Here is a 15,807-nt window from a genome sequence, read left to right on the forward strand (position 1 = left end):
GGTCGCCGTTTCAGGGCTCAGCCTTTCCGCCATTGGTATCAGCCAAAAGGTGGAGGGACCAATACCCGTGCGGGACCTAGCATGGAAGGATGCCCACTGCCCCTACACAGCCGGCGCCGAGCATTCGGCTCGATGGACGCATCGATGCTGTGCTGCATCTGGGCTTCGCCGTCCTCATGGTCGCTTCCGCAGTCCGTTACGTCATGCGGCACTCCCCCGGCGACAACCTCTGGACGGTGGCGCTGGCAGGAACTGTCTGCGCCCTGTACGCGGTCACTGCGGTGCTGGCCCATCGACGGGAACGGGGCAAGCGGCAACCGGGCCAACGGCGCCAGCTATGGATTCCATGGATGATCGCGTTGGTGGCAGCCTGGGCAGCGCTCGTCATTGCCGCCCCGAGCTTCGCCTGGTGTTCCTTCGCCATCTTCTTCCTGACCCGCACTGCCTTCCGCGGATGGGCGGGATACGTCGCCGGAGGCGCGACGGCGGCCGCTACCGCCGTCGGACTGTTCCGGATGAGCGGCTGGACAGACATCGCCATGTTGCTCGGCCCGCTCGCTGCAGGCGCCCTGCTCACGCTGATCTACGACAAAATTGAGCGGGACCAGGATCGGCTCGCCACCAGCGAACGGGAATCCGGGATCGCAGCGGAGCGTGAGCGCGTTTCCCGGGAAATCCACGATACCGTCACGCAAGGCCTGGCCAGCAGCCTCCTCCTCCTTGAGGCCGCCCAGCGCGCGTGGCCCGCTCCGAGCGCGAACCACGACGTTCGCAAAGCCGCCGATTTGCTACGGCGCAATCTCGCCGACACCCGCAGCCTGGTGCACGAACTCTCCGCACCGGGCTTGGAAACCGGCCCACTCCCCGAGGCTTTGGAACACGCGGCCCGCCAATACGTTGAGGCCATCCGGGTCCAGGTCACCGGTGATCCGCGGCCGCTTCCGTCCGAGGTCCGGCATGCCCTGCTGCGCGTCACGCAGAGCGCCGTGGCCAACATCAAACTCCATGCCGGCGCCGGCCAGGCAAGCGTGACCCTTGGTTACCTTCCGGACGCCGTCACCCTGGACGTGTACGACGACGGTCGCGGCTTTGATCCCGGAACGGTACCTCCGCCCTCGGAAACCGGAGGATACGGGCTGCGGGCCATGCGGCAGCGTGTGGAACAGTTGGGCGGAGAATTGTCCGTGGAAAGCTCACCGGGAGAAGGAACCATCATTGCGGCGCAGTTCCCGCTGTCCCGGCCTGCTGATCCGGCAAACACCCTGAAGGAGGCTCGGTGAACAGCATTTCAGTGCTCCTCGTGGACGACCACACCGTAGTGCGGAGCGGACTCAAGGCGCTCCTGGGCACTCAAGCCGATATCGGCGTCGTCGGTGAAGCCGCGTCGGGTGAGGAAGCGCTGGAAGCGGCACAGCAGCATGCCCCCGACGTCATCCTCATGGACCTCGCCATGGGCGCCGGGATGGACGGGATCGAAGCCATCAAGCAGCTCCGCCAACGCACCCCGAAGCAGGCCATCATCGTGTTCACCACCTACGACTCCGACGCGGACATTGTCCGTGCCGTGGATGCCGGCGCCATGGGCTATTTGCTCAAGGACGCCGCGCCGGAGGAGATCTTCGCAGCGGTGCGCGGTGCTGTGCAGGGCAAGAGCGTGATGAGTGCACCGGTGGCATCCCGGCTGTTCCAGCAACTGCGGAATCCCGACGAGATCCTCACTCCGCGCGAAGCTGAACTACTCAGCCTGCTCACGGAGGGGCTCAGCAACCGCGATCTGGGCAAGCGCCTGTTCATTTCCGAGGCGACGGTAAAAACCCACCTCGCCCACATCTATGCCAAGCTCGGTGTGGAGACGCGGGCAGCAGCAATTGCTACAGCTATCCGGCGCGAGGGGATGCGGTAAAGGCGCGTGGTTGGTTACGCTGACCATATGTCGGACGCAGCGGATCGCAAAATGTTCAAAAACCCGGGAACTGCTTTGCTGGTCCGGGGAGCCCTTTCCATTGTTTTTGGCCTTTTAATCATTGTTTTGCCGAGCGCGACTGCTTTGGTTGTTGTTGTCATGTTCGGTGTATTTGCGATCATTGACGGCATCACCAGCGTTGCCCATTATTTTTACGACCCCGCCGGCCGCTCCCGCTGGACCTTGGTGGGCGGCTTCATCTCCATCGCAGCCGGCATTGTGGCAATTGCCTTGCCGGGAATTACGGCCGCCGCGATCGGGGTGCTCATCGGTTTGTGGGCGTTGGTGCTGGGGCTCTCCCAGATTATTCTGTCCCTTGCTGCGAGAATCTTTGTCCGGAGCTGGGGCATCTGGTTCCTGACGGGACTCATCACCACGGTGTTCGGAATCGTTGTCCTTTTCAACCCGGGGCTCGGGCTTTTGGGCCTGGTGTGGATGTTGGCGGGCTTCGCGATCCTGACGGGGCTGCTCCTGATCGCCTCCGGCATCGGGCTGCGGAAACTGGCCCGCACGCAGCCGTTGTATGGCCACTAAGGTACGGTAAAAGGCCGTCAGGGGATGCGCTCAGCGCCAAGTTCGGTAAGTTAGTGGCTGTGAAGATAGCTACCTGGAATGTGAACTCCCTCCGCGCCCGTGCAGACCGCGTTGAAGCCTGGCTTGAGCGCAGCGACTGTGATGTCCTGGCCATCCAGGAGACCAAGTGCAAGGACGAGAACTTCCCGTGGGAGCTCTTTGAGCGCATGGGCTACGAAGTTGCGCACTTCGGGGTGAATCAGTGGAACGGTGTTGCCATCGCCTCCCGCGTTGGCCTGGAAGATGTTGAACGCACGTTCCTGGACCAGCCGGCGTTCGGCAAGGCCGGCAAGGATCCCGCTCAGGAAGCCCGGGCCATCGCCGCCACCTGTGGCGGCATCCGCATCTGGAGCCTCTACGTTCCCAATGGCCGTTCCTTGGACGATGAACACATGCCGTACAAGATCAAGTGGCTGGACGTCCTGCAGGGCCATGCGGCCCAGTGGGTCAAGTCCGATCCCACCGCCCAGATTGCCCTCATGGGTGACTGGAACATCGCCCCGTTCGACGACGATGTGTGGGACATCGAGCTATTCCGAACCAACAATTACACGCACGTCTCCGAACCCGAGCGCGCCGCGTTCCACGCGTTCGAAGCCGCCGGGTTCACCGACGTCGTCCGCCCTTACACACCCGGCCCCGGCGTCTACACGTACTGGGACTACACACAGCTGCGCTTCCCCAAGAAGGAAGGCATGCGCATTGACTTCTGCCTCGCCTCCCCCGCCCTGGCATCGCGGGTCACCGGAGCCTCGATCGATCGCGAGGAACGCAAGGGCAAGGGCGCCTCGGATCACGCTCCCGTGATCGTGGAGCTCGCAGACTAAGGACAGAACCACTGACGAAAGGGGCGGCTGAGATGACTGGAAACCTGTACCGGGGCCAGGCAGGGCTGCCGTTCTCTTCGTCGCTGCGCATTTACGAGCCCCTCGAAGCGTTCCCTCCTGCGCAGCAGCGCCAGCTCGTGGCAAAAGGCAGCAAGAGCGGTTCCCGGGCCGCCGTCGAAAACGCGGAACTCCAAGCCTCGCTGGGCCGCATTACGCGCTCCGGCGGCGATCCTTTCCCCACAGGACAAACGGACTTGGTCCGCATGACCCGTGTGCCCACGGGGCGGCACGCGGCGATGCCGGACCAAGCTCCCTCCCCTGAGCAGACTGCCGCGCCGGCTGAACCTGACGTATCGGACCAGACTGCCGTGCCGGCCCACAGAGCGCACGACGCCGGACGGCTGCTTTATTGCCCAAGCCAACTGGTGATTCGGGCCGGCTTGGCAGCCAACGCCCTCATGGACGGTGTGCACAGTCCCCTCGCCGACCTCCTCATTCCCGTCTCGCAACGGGACAAGCATCAGGCCAGAATTGATCGGGTCAATGCCGGGGAAGACGCCAAGCGCGTCCATACCCGTGCCTCAACATGGGGCATCCCGTTCAGTTGGTTCTCGCTCTTTGCAGAGTCGGACCGGAAGGACGTGGTGGAGTCCGAAGGGCGCATTCTCACCGTCCGTGTGTGGACTCCCCTGACCGAGGCACTGGACAGGGCCCGCTTCGCCGTGGCGCACCTGGCCCTGGCTGCGCCGGATTTGGACATGCTCGATGACCTGACGCAGCTCACCGAATGGCTGGAACTGTTCCACATCCAGTCCATGGTGGAGCTGGACTACGGGGCAGTAGCGGACAAGGTGTACCCGGACGAGTCCCCCATGGATGTGCGGTTGGGCATCGAATGCCTGGCCGAGGGCGATATGACCGGGGCGGCTGCCGCGTATCGTCGGCTCGCCTCCCGGTGGATTCCCATCCGCCAATTGGCAAGAGCGTCCTAGCAGGCCTTCTTTAGCGTCCTGGTCGGCCTTCTTTAGCGTCCTGGTCGGCCTTCTTTAGCGCTCGAGGACCACTTCTTCGGTGTTGGGGAAGAACATCTTGTAAGTGATGCCCGCAATGGCAGCTCCAATGACCGGGGCCAGAATGAACAACCACACCTGGCCCAGGGCTTCAGGCCCGGCGAACCACGCCACGCCCAGCGAGCGTGCAGGGTTGACGGAGGTGTTGGTGACCGGGATGGACACCAAATGGATCAAGGTCAGTCCTAGCCCGATTGCTATTGGTGCGAAACCTTTTGGTGCCCGGGAGTCAGTGCTGCCAAGAATGATGTAAAGGAAGATCGCGGTCAGGACGATTTCAGTCACCAAGGCCGCGGCCATCGAATACCCGTCCGGAGACCTATCGCCGTAGCCGTTGGAGGCGAACCCGGATTTCACGGCATCGAATCCGTTCTTGCCCGAGGCTATGGCAAACAGGGCCAGCCCGGCCATGGACGCAGCAGCGATTTGGGTGATGATGTACGGGCCCACGGCCTTCCATTCAACCCGGCCCGCTAGAGCGGCACCGATGGTCACTGCCGGGTTGAAGTGTCCGCCGGAGATATGCCCCACGGCATAGGCCATGGTCAGAACGGTCAGGCCGAAAGCCAACGCGACGCCCAGGAATCCGATGCCCATATTGACCTTGTCCTCCGAGAGGACTTTCGCAGCCAAAACCGCGCTGCCGCAGCCTCCGAAGACGAGGACAAAAGTCCCCAATGCTTCGGCCCCGAGCCGGGACGGAAGTGATGTGTGCATGATTCCTCTTTCATTCGACGAGTGACCCGGGGCCGCGGCACAGTACATGGGTGGCCACAAACTGCGTGGGCCAGTAACTGCGTGGGCCGGTAACTATGTGGGTCAGTAGTCATGTGGGCCGCGGGCGGGATTCATGACGAAAATCCCCGGCTCCGCACTCGGAACCCGCCGTGGAGGAACACGGCAGCGCGGACCTGCTAGCCCGCTGTTGGCGGTGCTGTGGTCTCGCGGACGATCAACTGGTGGGGGGCCACCTCGGAATGGACCGCCCCATGGTTGCCGTCCAGTTCATCGAGCAACATCTTCGTGGCGAGCTCGGCTTGGTTGTCGGGTCGCTGGCCAACAGTGGTCAGGCCAATGGAGGACGAGAAATCGTGATCGTCAATACCGATGACCGAGAGGTCTTGGGGAACCCTGACGCCGTGGCGGCCAGCCTCGAAGATGACGCCCATCGCCATCTCGTCCGAGGAGCAGAAGATGGCCGTCGGTTTGCGTCCCGGTTGGTTCCACAGCCGGTTGAAGGCCACTTGGCCGCTGGCAACAGTGAAGTCGCCCCACTGGTCCCATTCAGGGCGGACTTCCAGGCCGGCGTCGGTCATCACTTCCTGGAAGGCGCGGATCCGCACGCGGGGTACGTCAAAGTTCAGGTCTGTTTCATCGTCGCCGTGAAGCAGCGCAATATCCTTGTGGCCCAGGTCCAGGAGGTGTCGGACGGCGGTGGACGCGGCGTCGTAATCGTTGATGCCGATGTACGCGCAATCCTCAACATGGCCGCCCACCACTACCAGCGGGATGTCGATCTTGTGGAGATGTTCCAGCTCTTCCTCGGTCAAGGACATGCAGAGAACCAGCAAGGCATCAATCTGCTTATAGACCATGGTGGAGCTGAAGAGCCGCTCACGGTTGCTGCCGTGGCCGCCCAGGTTGAAGAGGGAAAGGTTGTATTTGCGCGAATGCAGTTCCCGGTCCGCGCCTTCAATTGCTTTGGAGAAGAACCACCGGCTCACAAAGGGGGCCAGGACACCGATGGTGCGCGTACGGCCGGTCGCAAGGCCAGACGCCGACGACGACGCCACGTAGCCCAGGGAACTGGCTACTTCCAGGATCTTTTCGCGGGTTGCGGGAGACACCCTCGGCAAACCCCGTACGGCCCGTGAGACGGTCGCCGTCGAAACTCCAGCGGCCGCCGCAACGTCCTCAATACTGACGCCGGTATGGCCGCCGCGTTGGGACCTACCCGTTGTTCGTGACACAGGCTCCCCTCTCCGGCCGCCGTTGCTCCGCCTTCAAAACCTTAGGTGTGTACTTGTGGATTGCTGCCCTCGGTTACGCAGCGGCGTAATGCGCTGCGCAACCGAGGGTGCGGTTCCTAGCCCTTGAGGCCGCCGGACAGCAGGCCGCGTACGAAGTAGCGCTGCAAGCCGAAGAACACCAGGAGGGGGATGATGATGGAGACGAATGCTGCTGCCGGGTTCAGGTAGTCCCTTGCACCGCGTGTACCGGAAATCTCCGCCAAACGCTGCGTAATCGGGGCTACGTCCGCCGTTCCACCGGAGAACACCAGTGCCACCAGCAGGTCGTTCCAGACCCACAGGAACTGGAAGATCGCCAGTGATGCCAGTGCCGGAACCGACAACGGGAGGATGATCCTCCAGAAGATGGTGCTGTGCCCGGCACCGTCCACCCGTGCTGCTTCAATGACTTCACCGGGAATCTCGGAGATGAAGTTGTGCAGCAGGAAGATGCCCAGCGGAAGGCCGAACATAGTGTGGGCAATCCACAGCTGCGCGTAGGATCCTGCCGGCAATTGCAGGGTCTGGGTGAAGAACTGCAGGAGCGGAATGAGCGCCATTTGCAGCGGAATGATCTGCAGGGCGAAGACGAAGATAAAGAGCGCGTCCCGACCCTTGAACTTTCCCCAGGCAAACACGTAAGCGGCCATGGATGCCAGCACCAGCACAAAGATGGTAACCGGGATGACGATCGCTATGGAGTTGACGAAGTACTGCGAGAGGTTGGCAGATTGCGATCCCGCCGGTGTGAGGACGTCGGCATAGTTCTTGAACGTGAACTGCCAGTCGACGAAGGCATTCCACCAGCCGTCGGACCGGGGACCCACCTGTTTGGCTGCAGGACGGAATGAGGTAACAAAGAGGCCGAACGTCGGCACAGACCATACGACGGCGATCACGATCGCTGCCGCTGTTGCCCACTTGGACGTGAGCTTGGTCTTGACGCGCCGCATCATCGGCTGGGCGTCCTCCGTGGGATCGGATCCAGGACGCTGCCGGGTGGCCTTCGAGGCCTCTTTCGGGGCTGGCGTGGCTGTCAATGGATCTCCCTTTGCTTGCGAAGGACACGAGCGTTGTACACGACGATTGGCAGGACCATCAGGAACAGGACCAAGGCCAGGGCGGCACCACGGCCGGGTTCACCGGCGCGGAACGCCTGCGTGTACATTTCATTGGCTACAACCGAGGTGTCGTAATTACCAGCGGTCATGGTTCGGACAATGTCGAAGACCTTCAACGTAGCGATGGTGATGGTTGTCAGCACCACCACCAAGGCTCCGCGGATACCCGGGATCGTGACGTTGCGGAACTGCTGCCAGGCGTTGGCGCCATCCAGGCGGGCTGCCTCAATGAGTTCCACCGGGACACCCTTGATGGCTGCCGAGAGGATGACCATGGCAAAACCGGTTTGAATCCAAACCATCACGATGATCAGGAAGATCGTGTTCTCCGGTGCATCCAGCAGGAACTGCTTGGGATCCATGCCCAGGGCCACCCGGAAGAAGTTGATGACACCTGTTTGTTCGATGTTCGGACCGCGGTAGTCGTACACCAGCTTCCAAATGATGCCGGCGCCCACAAAGGAGATGGCCATCGGCATGAAGACCAGCGACTTCAGAACCTTCTCGCCCCGGGCCTTGTCGATGAACACCGCATAGGCGAGTCCGAAGCTCGTGGACAGCAGAGGCACCAGAATCGTCCAGATAACGGTGTTTCGCAGCGTGGTCAATGCTTCAGGCTGCGTAAACATCCACACAAAGTTGTCAAAACCGTTGCCGTTGCCGCTGGCATCGGTGAACGCCAGCATCGATGTGCGGATTGCCGGATATACCAGGCCAACCACCATAAGGATCGCCGCAGGAGCAAGGAAGCCTGCCACCGTGACCTTGTCCTTGACCGACTTGGGGGCCCTGTCCACCAGCAACATGATGAGGCCGATAACCGCTGCGAATATCGCCAGGGCTATCACTACTTGAAGGAGTTTTTCTCCAATAAATTCCATACCCAACCTCCGGGGCGTGAGTGAATCACTAAGTTCCGGGAAAAGCACTGCCTCCCCGGCTGGGCAAACCAGTCAGGGGAGGCAGCACTTTGGGAGTTAGCTCTTAGGCCAGCTGGATTCGATGCTGTTGGCAACATCCTGCGAGGACGTGCCGTTGATCCACTGCACGATTCCCTTCCAGAAGGAGTTTGAACCCACAGCACTCGGCATCAGGTCCGAGCCATCGAAACGGAAGACCGTGTTGGGGTCCTGAAGGATCTGGACAGTGAGCTTGTCGAGGTCGGACTGTGCATTGTTGGGATCCAGGCCCTTGTTTGCACTGACGACACCGCCCAGCTTCACGCGGTTGTTGGCAAAGTCGGCGCTGGCCAGGTATGCCAGGAAGGACTGAACCTCAGGGGTGTCCTTGTACGCGCCTACCATTTCGCCGCCACCGGTGACTGCCTTGCCCTTGCTTTCGTCGATCGGCGGGGTGATGAAGGCCCACACGTCGCCATCTTCAGCAACGTTGGTTCCTGCAGGCCAGTTGGCGGCCTGGAAGTTGGCCTGGTGGTGCATGGCGCAGGTACCGTCGAGGACCGGCTGGCCGGCCTGGGCGAAACCGGTGCTCAGGATCGAGCGGACGTCACCGAAGCCGCCGTTGACCATGTCCTGGTTGAGCAGGATGTCACCGGCCTTGTCGAAGGAATCTACGATCTTGGGGTCGTTGAACGGGATCTGGTGAGCAACCCACTGGTCGTAGACCTCGGGGCCATGTTCACGCAGGACCACATCTTCGATCCAGTCCGTGCCCGGCCAGCCAGTCGCTTCACCGGACTCGAATCCGGCACACCAAGGCTTCATGTTGGGGTCATCAGCTGCGATCTTCTTGGACAGCTCGATCATTTCGTCCCAGGTCTTGGGAACTTCCCAGCCCTTGTCCTTGAAGGTCTTGGGGGCGTACCAAACGAAACCCTTGACGTTGGCAAGCATCGGAGCGGCGTAGTACGTTCCGTCTACGGTGCCGTACTTCTTCCAGTCCGGGGACCAGTTCTTGTCCACGAGGTCAGAGACGGTCTTGGGAGCGGGCTTCAGGTAGCCTGCCTTTGCCTGGGTGGCAAGAAGGCCCGGCTGCGGGAAGATCGCGACGTCGGGCGCGGTGCCGGACTGGGCACGGACGCCGATCTGCGTCTCGAACTCCTTGCTGCCTTCGTACTTGATGGTGATGCCTGTGCAGTCCTCGAACTGCTTCCAGGATTCCTCGAGGTTGGTTGCCTCAATGTCCACGATCGTCGAGTAGACGGAGACCGTCTTGCCGTCGTGCTTTCCATAGCTTTCGTAAGCGGAGCAATCATCCGAGCCTGCGGTTGATCCTCCGCCGCCCCCCATCTCCGCTGCAGGCGGAAAGGGTAAGTGCCAGAACACCGGCGGCTGCGACCGGTAGCAGGTACTTGGTTTTCTTCATGCTAAAGACTCCTCGCTGAGTACAAGTGATTCGGCGGCGCAATTGATGTGGTGACGCTCACACTAGCCATGATCGGCGCCCAAATGCAAGCGCTTACACCGAACGTAACCGCATCGATACCAAGTAACCTGCCGATCTCGCCTCGCGGGCTGCTGCGGGGCCGCCGCAGGCCACAATCGCCGGGCATGTGGCCGGTCATGGGCAGCATTCGGAGGCCCTATCGATTTGTTTACCCAGTGTTGCCTATGGAAAGGTAGGAAGTGTGGATGAACTTGAAGCACTGCAGACTATCGGCCGATTGATCAAGGAAGAACGTTTGGCCCAAGGCTTGAGCCAGGTGCAGTTGGCCAAACAGGCAGGTACCGCCATCAAGACCGTCCGCACCTTGGAATCGGGAACGCGGCGCACCCAGGAAATCAATCAGCGCAAGCTTGAGCATGCGCTGGGTTGGCGCGCAGGATCCGTCTCGGAAGTCCTCAAAGGGAAATCGACGTTTGCTCCTGAAATGATCACTCCGGACGACATGCGTTCGGGCGACGAACCTCGGCAGGGACCTCCCCGCATCGCTGTCCCTGCTGCTCCCATAGCCAGGGCGTCCCACCTTTCCGACGAAGAGCTCCTCGCTGAGCTCACGTACCGGATGATGCACCGCAACAGAGGCTGAATGACGGCCGGTTTACTGACCCGCCTGGCGCCGCACCATCTCGTTAATCCAACTGGGTGCGAATGGTGAAGTGCAGTTTGCCGGTGTGGGGTAGTCCTTCAGGACCTCCAAGCGCTCACCGATGTCCAGGGCTCTGGCGCGGTGCTCCGGAAATTCAATCCCGATCATGGCCAAGCAGTGGTTCATGGCCCACTGGAGACGATCCGGCGCTTCCTTCATTTCGCCCTCGATGAGGTCCAGCAGCCCGGCAAGACCAAGGCCCTCCGGCTTTTTGACCACTCGTTCTGATGTCAGCGCCCACCCTGCACTGGCCACCACGGGATCGGTATCCTGGAACCAGGCGAGGCGAAGCTCTTCAGAGTGTGGACTTTTCTTGACTACGTAGTTCACCAGCCAGTCCTGCACCTTGGGAGCCCGTGCCTCCCGGAGCATACTGTCCAGTTCCTCCCGTTCAAAGGCTTTGGGCCTGCAGATCAGCAGGGACAACAGCCTGGCTGCGGTGTCACCCGTGGCCCACAATTCACGTGAGAGTTCCTGCTGCGTTTTCAGCGTCTTCGCGACGGCACGCAGCTTGCTGAGGTTCACGCCATGGTCATCGCCGTGTTTTTCGTTGATCTCCCGCGCCCGGGGTTCCTCCAGCGCTGCCAACTCCGTCATGAGCCCGGCCACCGTGGTGTCGAGCACCGTTGTTCCAGCCACTGCAGTCTCCCGTCCATCGCTTGTGGACTTCAGGTTACTAGGTGCGGGCGGCTAACGGGCTGGATGGGTTAGCGGGCTGGATGGCTCACGTGAGCGAACACTGGGCATTGGGCACTGAAACCGCGATGGCAGCCCGTTTCCGCGCGGGTTTCCGCGGCGGATGCGAGCTGCCATCCCTTGCTGTTGGGGGAACCTGCTACTTGTCGCCCTTCAGCAGACCAGCGATCTTGGTGCCAAGTCCCTTGACGTTTTCGGCTACATCTCCGGCGATTTCCTTGGATTTCTCCGCGACGTCTCCCGCCAATTCCTTGGCGTTTTCTCCCACATCGCCAGAGAAGAATTCTTTGACGTTTTCTGCGGCCTCACCTGCGAACTCTTTGACGTTCCCAGCTGCATCACCGGCGAATTCCTTGACGTTCTCTACGGCTTCACCCGCGAATTCCTTGGCATTTTCAAGGACCTCGCCTGCCGTGTCCTTGGCGTTTCCTGCTGCGCCGTTTACCGCTTCTGCTCCCGTGGTCTCTTCACTCATGGTGTTCTCCTCTGTAAGGGTCGGATCTGTGACGTAGCGTGCCAAAGGAGATTTCCCCCTTGGGCTCAACCTATTGGCTTGGGCTTGCCTTCTGCAATGTCAGCGGACACGCTCCGCCTTGGTAAACCTGGAGCGTGCGCCGGAAACCATGTGCACCAATACCGGCGTTTTTTGGCCGATGACCAGGTCCAAGGCTTCAACGAGTTGCGACACTTCGGCAGCAAGCAGATGCGGAGCAACTCCTTGCCTGGGCTGGATACGGATGCGCAGGCCCGGCCTCCCGCGAACCTCATAGGTCGCCACGGAAGCGGCTGCCAGGTCAGTCCTCTGAGCCAGTGCCGCCCTCAGCGCTTGCTCAGCGACGCCGCCACCGATCCGTACTTCTCCATCGATATGGCTATCATCATCACTGGCGACCAAGAGGTTGGCTCTGCCCTTACCCTGCTGCGAAAGCCAGGCAACCATGGCGATGATGATGGCAACCAGGACTGCTCCAGCCACGATCCACAGCCAGCTTTCCTCACGCCCGGGGAAGCGCGTTTGACGGAAGGCATTCTCCATTCCTGCCCAGACGGCTGCCGACCAGCCGTGCCACCACGCTGCCACAGCCGGCACGGTGGCCAGCAGCAGGAGAAGGAGTCCGACGGCCAGGAGCTTAGCGCCGATGATGAACAACAGCACACGATTGAGGGCCCGCGGTGTTCCATTCACGCGCCGATCACCCCCGTTGACGCAACGTTGACCCGGACAGAAGGCATCGGCACCGGCGACATCTCTTCAAGTTCTGCCTGAACTGCTGCCAGCACCGCTTCCTCACTTACCCGGATACCGGATGTGGGCCGCACGTTGACCACCACCAACTGCCGGGAGACGATCACCATCACCTGTTCCTGGGTGACGTTCGCGGCAGTTCGCGCACGACGCGCCAGTGCCGAGGCAAGGACTTCGTCATCAACCACGACGGCGGTTCGCGGGTCCCGCAGCAGATGCCGGGCACGCCTGCCGGGCAGCACTGCGTGCAGGAAGAAGAAAAGTCCCACCATGGCCACGACGGCGCCACTGGCACCAAGCAACAAAGGGGAAATACCCTCCGGGAGAGCGATGATGCGCTCGGCCGCAGTGGTGGGATCAATCAACCACGGCGGTTGACCCACAGCCCGCACGCCCGCCTCAAGAAGTGCATAAAGGCAGAGCACAATCACCAAAACAGCGGCAATGGCAGCAGCACCGGCGCGGGATGAATGGGTTTCACGGCGCAGGATACGGCTCATTTCAGGGTCTTCGCCCGCTACCGGGGCTGCTCCTGAGTATCCTTCGGTGTGAGCTTGCTGTTCCGGGGTGTGCCGGTCCTGGGTTTCCTGGTCCTGTGTCACTGAACACGGCCTCCCTCTGTCACCTGGGCTCCGCTGATCCTGATGTCCACACGGCTTACCTGGGATCCGCTGAGGCGCGTGACCGTCTCGAGAACGGTGGTCTTCGCAGCTACCGCGCGGTCCCAAATGGAGCCGCCAAAGCCTTGGACGCGCGACGGGTCCCGGAGGACCTCGGTCAAAGCCGGGATGCTGATTGGTGCCACGATCGACAGAGCCAGCAGGCCGTCGTCGTCCGCCCAATCAGCACGGATGTCGCCTGCCTCAACGCCGAGGGTCTCGGAGGCGGCGGCGCGCGCCAAGGAAGTCAAAGCCTGGGTACTGATCCGGTTGTGGCCGGCCAGGCTGGTGGTGGATTCCACAGCCTCAGCCACGCTCATGACGAAGAGCGCCGGCCCGTAATGGCGTCCAGGACGCTACGGAGATCGAGTTTTCCGTCGGCCGCCCGGCCGAGCAGCGCTCCGATGCCCATGAAGAGAAGTGAGATCAGGAATCCCCACAGTCCAAACGAGAAGGACATGAACGCCACAAAGGCGCCGATCGCGATTCCAACAACGGTCATGCTCATTGGAGCGCCTCCCTTTCCACTACGGCCGCTTTGCTTCCGGCAGGTTTGATCGGCGGAGCCACGTAGACGTCGTTGATCTCGATGTTGACCTCAATGACCTGCAGGCCCACAAGCTCTTCAACGGCGCGGAAAACGGCGCTGCGGACCTGGTTGGCGACGTTGTGCAGGGGGTATCCGTAGAGGGCCACGAGGTTGATGTCCACGGCCACCTGGGTTTCGCCGACTTCCGCGCGCACGCCCGCTGCGTGGTCCGAACTGCCGACGGCGTCGCGAATCGCGCCGAGCGCACGGGACGGACCCGAACCCAACGAGTAGACGCCCGGCACCGTGCGGGCGGCAATGCCTGCAACCTTGGCCACCGCCGCTTCGGAGATGATAGTGCGTCCAGTCCCCAGGATCTCGCCCCCAGGCACAGGATCAAGCTGCACGTTCTGGTCTTCCATGGAGCACTCCCCTTCTCTTGAGTACCACCCTAGCGTCTAGCTCCGACGCTTTGGGAGAAGCTTCTCTTCGGGCACCTGTTTTGATGTGAACCCGGCTTAAATGCCGGCTCCAGCAGCCACTTCGGGCAGGTTATCCACATAGCAGAATTCGTGGCTGGGACGGCCTTGGCAGCCCACCTAGACTGGCCGACACATCACAAAACAGCTGCTGGGGAGCCTGTCATGCCACGTCTTTCGTCTGCCACTTTTCCTTTTGCCTCCTCCCGGACGGCCGCCATGGCTGTGGGGCTTGCCCTGCTCCTCTCGGGTTGCCAAGGCGGAAGCGCGCCGGACGGCTCACCCTCACAAACAGGCTCGACGACGCCGTCCCCCACCTCGAGTCCCGCCGCCCCGGCTGCTTCGGCGGCCTCCGGTGCACCGTCTGCGTCCGCCATCTACAAGCCTGCAGATGCGAAAGGGAAGGCGCAGAACGTGCCGGTCCCCGTGATGCCCGAGCTGGCAAAGGAGAACTCCAAGGCGGGGTTGGAGGCATTTATTGGGTATTACTATGCGGTTGGCAATTATGCAGATGAAACCGGAGACATCTCCGGCATTCGTACTTTGACCACCCCTGATTGCAAAGCATGCACCTACTACCAAAAAGCAGCCGTTGACGGGGCACGCAACGGGCGGTGGATTGTGGGTGGGAAAGTACGGATCCCGAAGATGGAGATTACGTGGAATCCCGATCAGCCCACCCAGCAAGCCAAGGTCCAGGTTGTCCAAGAAGCGATCGCCTACTACAACTCCGACGGGTCTGAAGGGCGGCCCGCGGACGCGGCAACCAATGACGCTTTTATTGTCGTCGCTTCCTTCGCATCGGCTTGGAAGGTTGTGGATACGGGTGTCATTCGCTAATCAGGCTCGACGCTTCACGCTGTGCGTCGCTCTAACTGCTGCCTTGTTTGCAACTTCAATATCCGCTGAGGCTACTGGGAATGAAGACGGATGGGCTACCACCAACAAAACAGCCGGAGCCATAGACGTTGGATCCCACTGGGAGTTTGACCCCTCCACCGGGAGGTCTTCACCCAGTCTCAATGGTCCGATGAATTCACCCTTGGACGACCCCAATCAGTACATGGCTGACACCCACTGTCGCGCCGATGGACCCGATACCAAGGACCCCGGCTGCGATGCCCTCGAGTGCCCAGCCACCGCAACCAACACTGAAGCAGGCACCCCGGTCATCTGGAAGGAAGCCCCCAAAGCCATCACCAACCCCGGCTGGACAGACTGGATCCCCGTCAGCGGACCCACCTGCCTCTACGCAGCCCAACCCGAAAACGTCCTCGCCAACATCGCCGCCCGGATCCTCAACGACTTCCAACAACTACCCATCAACCCCGGAACCCTCCAAGCCCAACCCTTCCCCCACACCCTCAAAGGCGGACCCACCAACTTCTACACCACAACCAGCGAGCAAGCCTTCGACGTCACCATCCTCGGCCAAGCAGTCCACCTCACCGCAACACCTGCCAACTACACCTACACCTTCGGCGACGGCACCACCCTCGGACCAACACCAGCCGCCGGCTACTCCATCCCCGAAACCGAATGGCTCAACAACCAAACCCGCACCAGCCACAGCTACACAGAAACCG

The 15,807-nt window shown here is 61.5% G+C and carries 18 protein-coding genes and 2 pseudogenes; 8 read left to right on the plus strand and 12 right to left on the minus strand.

What is annotated here, in order from left to right; translation table 11 throughout:
* The first annotated feature begins 89 nt into the window (after positions 1 to 89).
* The 5 genes from HP499_RS00945 to HP499_RS00965 are packed head-to-tail and all read left to right on the plus strand — an operon-like array spanning position 90 to position 4,355.
* On the plus strand, positions 90 to 1,280 hold the full coding sequence (locus HP499_RS00945; protein ID WP_172322105.1) for a sensor histidine kinase: 1,191 nt from the start codon (positions 90 to 92) through the stop codon (positions 1,278 to 1,280).
* The gene (locus tag HP499_RS00950) at positions 1,277 to 1,903 is read left to right on the plus strand and encodes a response regulator (RefSeq protein ID WP_172322106.1); all 627 of its coding nucleotides are present in this window, start codon (positions 1,277 to 1,279) and stop codon (positions 1,901 to 1,903) included. Before HP499_RS00945 ends, HP499_RS00950 begins: the two co-directional genes overlap by 4 nt.
* 27 nt (positions 1,904 to 1,930) lie before the next feature.
* Positions 1,931 to 2,497 carry an HdeD family acid-resistance protein gene (locus tag HP499_RS00955; protein ID WP_172322107.1) on the plus strand — a complete coding sequence of 189 codons (567 nt, stop codon included), beginning with the start codon at positions 1,931 to 1,933 and terminating at the stop codon, positions 2,495 to 2,497.
* Between the two features lie 59 nt (positions 2,498 to 2,556).
* The gene (locus HP499_RS00960) at positions 2,557 to 3,363 is read left to right on the plus strand and encodes an exodeoxyribonuclease III (protein WP_172322108.1); all 807 of its coding nucleotides are present in this window, start codon (positions 2,557 to 2,559) and stop codon (positions 3,361 to 3,363) included.
* A gap of 32 nt (positions 3,364 to 3,395) precedes the next feature.
* On the plus strand, positions 3,396 to 4,355 hold the full coding sequence (locus tag HP499_RS00965) for a hypothetical protein (protein WP_172322109.1): 960 nt from the start codon (positions 3,396 to 3,398) through the stop codon (positions 4,353 to 4,355).
* A 54-nt stretch (positions 4,356 to 4,409) separates the two neighbouring features.
* Here the strand turns inward: HP499_RS00965 and aqpZ are convergent, their stop codons facing one another.
* From aqpZ to HP499_RS00990, 5 genes and pseudogenes are all read right to left on the minus strand, one after another.
* Positions 4,410 to 5,150 carry an aquaporin Z gene (gene aqpZ, locus HP499_RS00970; RefSeq protein ID WP_172322110.1) on the minus strand — a complete coding sequence of 247 codons (741 nt, stop codon included), beginning with the start codon at positions 5,148 to 5,150 and terminating at the stop codon, positions 4,410 to 4,412.
* A 197-nt stretch (positions 5,151 to 5,347) separates the two neighbouring features.
* Positions 5,348 to 6,403, minus strand: a complete 1,056-nt coding sequence (locus tag HP499_RS00975) for a substrate-binding domain-containing protein (RefSeq protein ID WP_172322111.1) — start codon at positions 6,401 to 6,403, stop codon at positions 5,348 to 5,350.
* A 116-nt stretch (positions 6,404 to 6,519) separates the two neighbouring features.
* A complete protein-coding gene (locus HP499_RS00980; protein ID WP_172322112.1) occupies positions 6,520 to 7,482 on the minus strand; it encodes a carbohydrate ABC transporter permease in 963 nt (320 codons plus the stop codon).
* Positions 7,479 to 8,444, minus strand: coding sequence for a carbohydrate ABC transporter permease (locus HP499_RS00985; protein WP_172322113.1), 966 nt, complete (start codon positions 8,442 to 8,444; stop codon positions 7,479 to 7,481). Before HP499_RS00985 ends, HP499_RS00980 begins: the two co-directional genes overlap by 4 nt.
* A 96-nt stretch (positions 8,445 to 8,540) precedes the next feature.
* Positions 8,541 to 9,888 (minus strand): annotated as a pseudogene (locus HP499_RS00990) (ABC transporter substrate-binding protein).
* 262 nt (positions 9,889 to 10,150) lie between these two features.
* Here HP499_RS00990 and HP499_RS00995 point away from each other — a divergent pair.
* Positions 10,151 to 10,552, plus strand: a complete 402-nt coding sequence (locus HP499_RS00995) for a helix-turn-helix transcriptional regulator (protein ID WP_026542619.1) — start codon at positions 10,151 to 10,153, stop codon at positions 10,550 to 10,552.
* Between the two features lie 12 nt (positions 10,553 to 10,564).
* Here HP499_RS00995 and HP499_RS01000 read toward each other — a convergent pair whose 3' ends face one another.
* The 7 genes from HP499_RS01000 to HP499_RS01030 form a co-directional block, all read right to left on the minus strand.
* The gene (locus HP499_RS01000) at positions 10,565 to 11,251 is read right to left on the minus strand and encodes a DNA alkylation repair protein (protein ID WP_172322114.1); all 687 of its coding nucleotides are present in this window, start codon (positions 11,249 to 11,251) and stop codon (positions 10,565 to 10,567) included.
* Between the two features lie 196 nt (positions 11,252 to 11,447).
* Positions 11,448 to 11,783, minus strand: coding sequence for a hypothetical protein (locus tag HP499_RS24855; RefSeq protein ID WP_216659616.1), 336 nt, complete (start codon positions 11,781 to 11,783; stop codon positions 11,448 to 11,450).
* 99 nt (positions 11,784 to 11,882) lie between these two features.
* Positions 11,883 to 12,494, minus strand: a complete 612-nt coding sequence (locus HP499_RS01010) for a hypothetical protein (RefSeq protein WP_172322115.1) — start codon at positions 12,492 to 12,494, stop codon at positions 11,883 to 11,885.
* The gene (locus HP499_RS01015) at positions 12,491 to 13,156 is read right to left on the minus strand and encodes a DUF6286 domain-containing protein (protein ID WP_172322116.1); all 666 of its coding nucleotides are present in this window, start codon (positions 13,154 to 13,156) and stop codon (positions 12,491 to 12,493) included. The genes HP499_RS01010 and HP499_RS01015 overlap by 4 nt, the downstream gene beginning before the upstream one ends.
* Positions 13,153 to 13,533: a hypothetical protein gene (locus HP499_RS01020; protein WP_172322117.1), complete on the minus strand. Its 381-nt coding sequence runs from the start codon at positions 13,531 to 13,533 to the stop codon at positions 13,153 to 13,155. The genes HP499_RS01015 and HP499_RS01020 overlap by 4 nt, the downstream gene beginning before the upstream one ends.
* Positions 13,530 to 13,721: a DUF2273 domain-containing protein gene (locus HP499_RS01025; protein ID WP_026542624.1), complete on the minus strand. Its 192-nt coding sequence runs from the start codon at positions 13,719 to 13,721 to the stop codon at positions 13,530 to 13,532. Before HP499_RS01025 ends, HP499_RS01020 begins: the two co-directional genes overlap by 4 nt.
* Positions 13,718 to 14,164, minus strand: coding sequence for an Asp23/Gls24 family envelope stress response protein (locus tag HP499_RS01030; protein WP_172322118.1), 447 nt, complete (start codon positions 14,162 to 14,164; stop codon positions 13,718 to 13,720). The genes HP499_RS01025 and HP499_RS01030 overlap by 4 nt, the downstream gene beginning before the upstream one ends.
* A 222-nt stretch (positions 14,165 to 14,386) precedes the next feature.
* Here HP499_RS01030 and HP499_RS24965 point away from each other — a divergent pair, with 222 nt between their 5' ends.
* Positions 14,387 to 15,061, plus strand: coding sequence for a DUF6318 family protein (locus HP499_RS24965; protein WP_253951301.1), 675 nt, complete (start codon positions 14,387 to 14,389; stop codon positions 15,059 to 15,061).
* A gap of 190 nt (positions 15,062 to 15,251) precedes the next feature.
* Positions 15,252 to 15,807, plus strand: a pseudogene (locus HP499_RS01040) (hypothetical protein); the annotation flags it as partial.

Source organism: Paenarthrobacter sp. CM16, assembly GCF_013179505.1.
GTDB lineage: Bacteria > Actinomycetota > Actinomycetes > Actinomycetales > Micrococcaceae > Arthrobacter.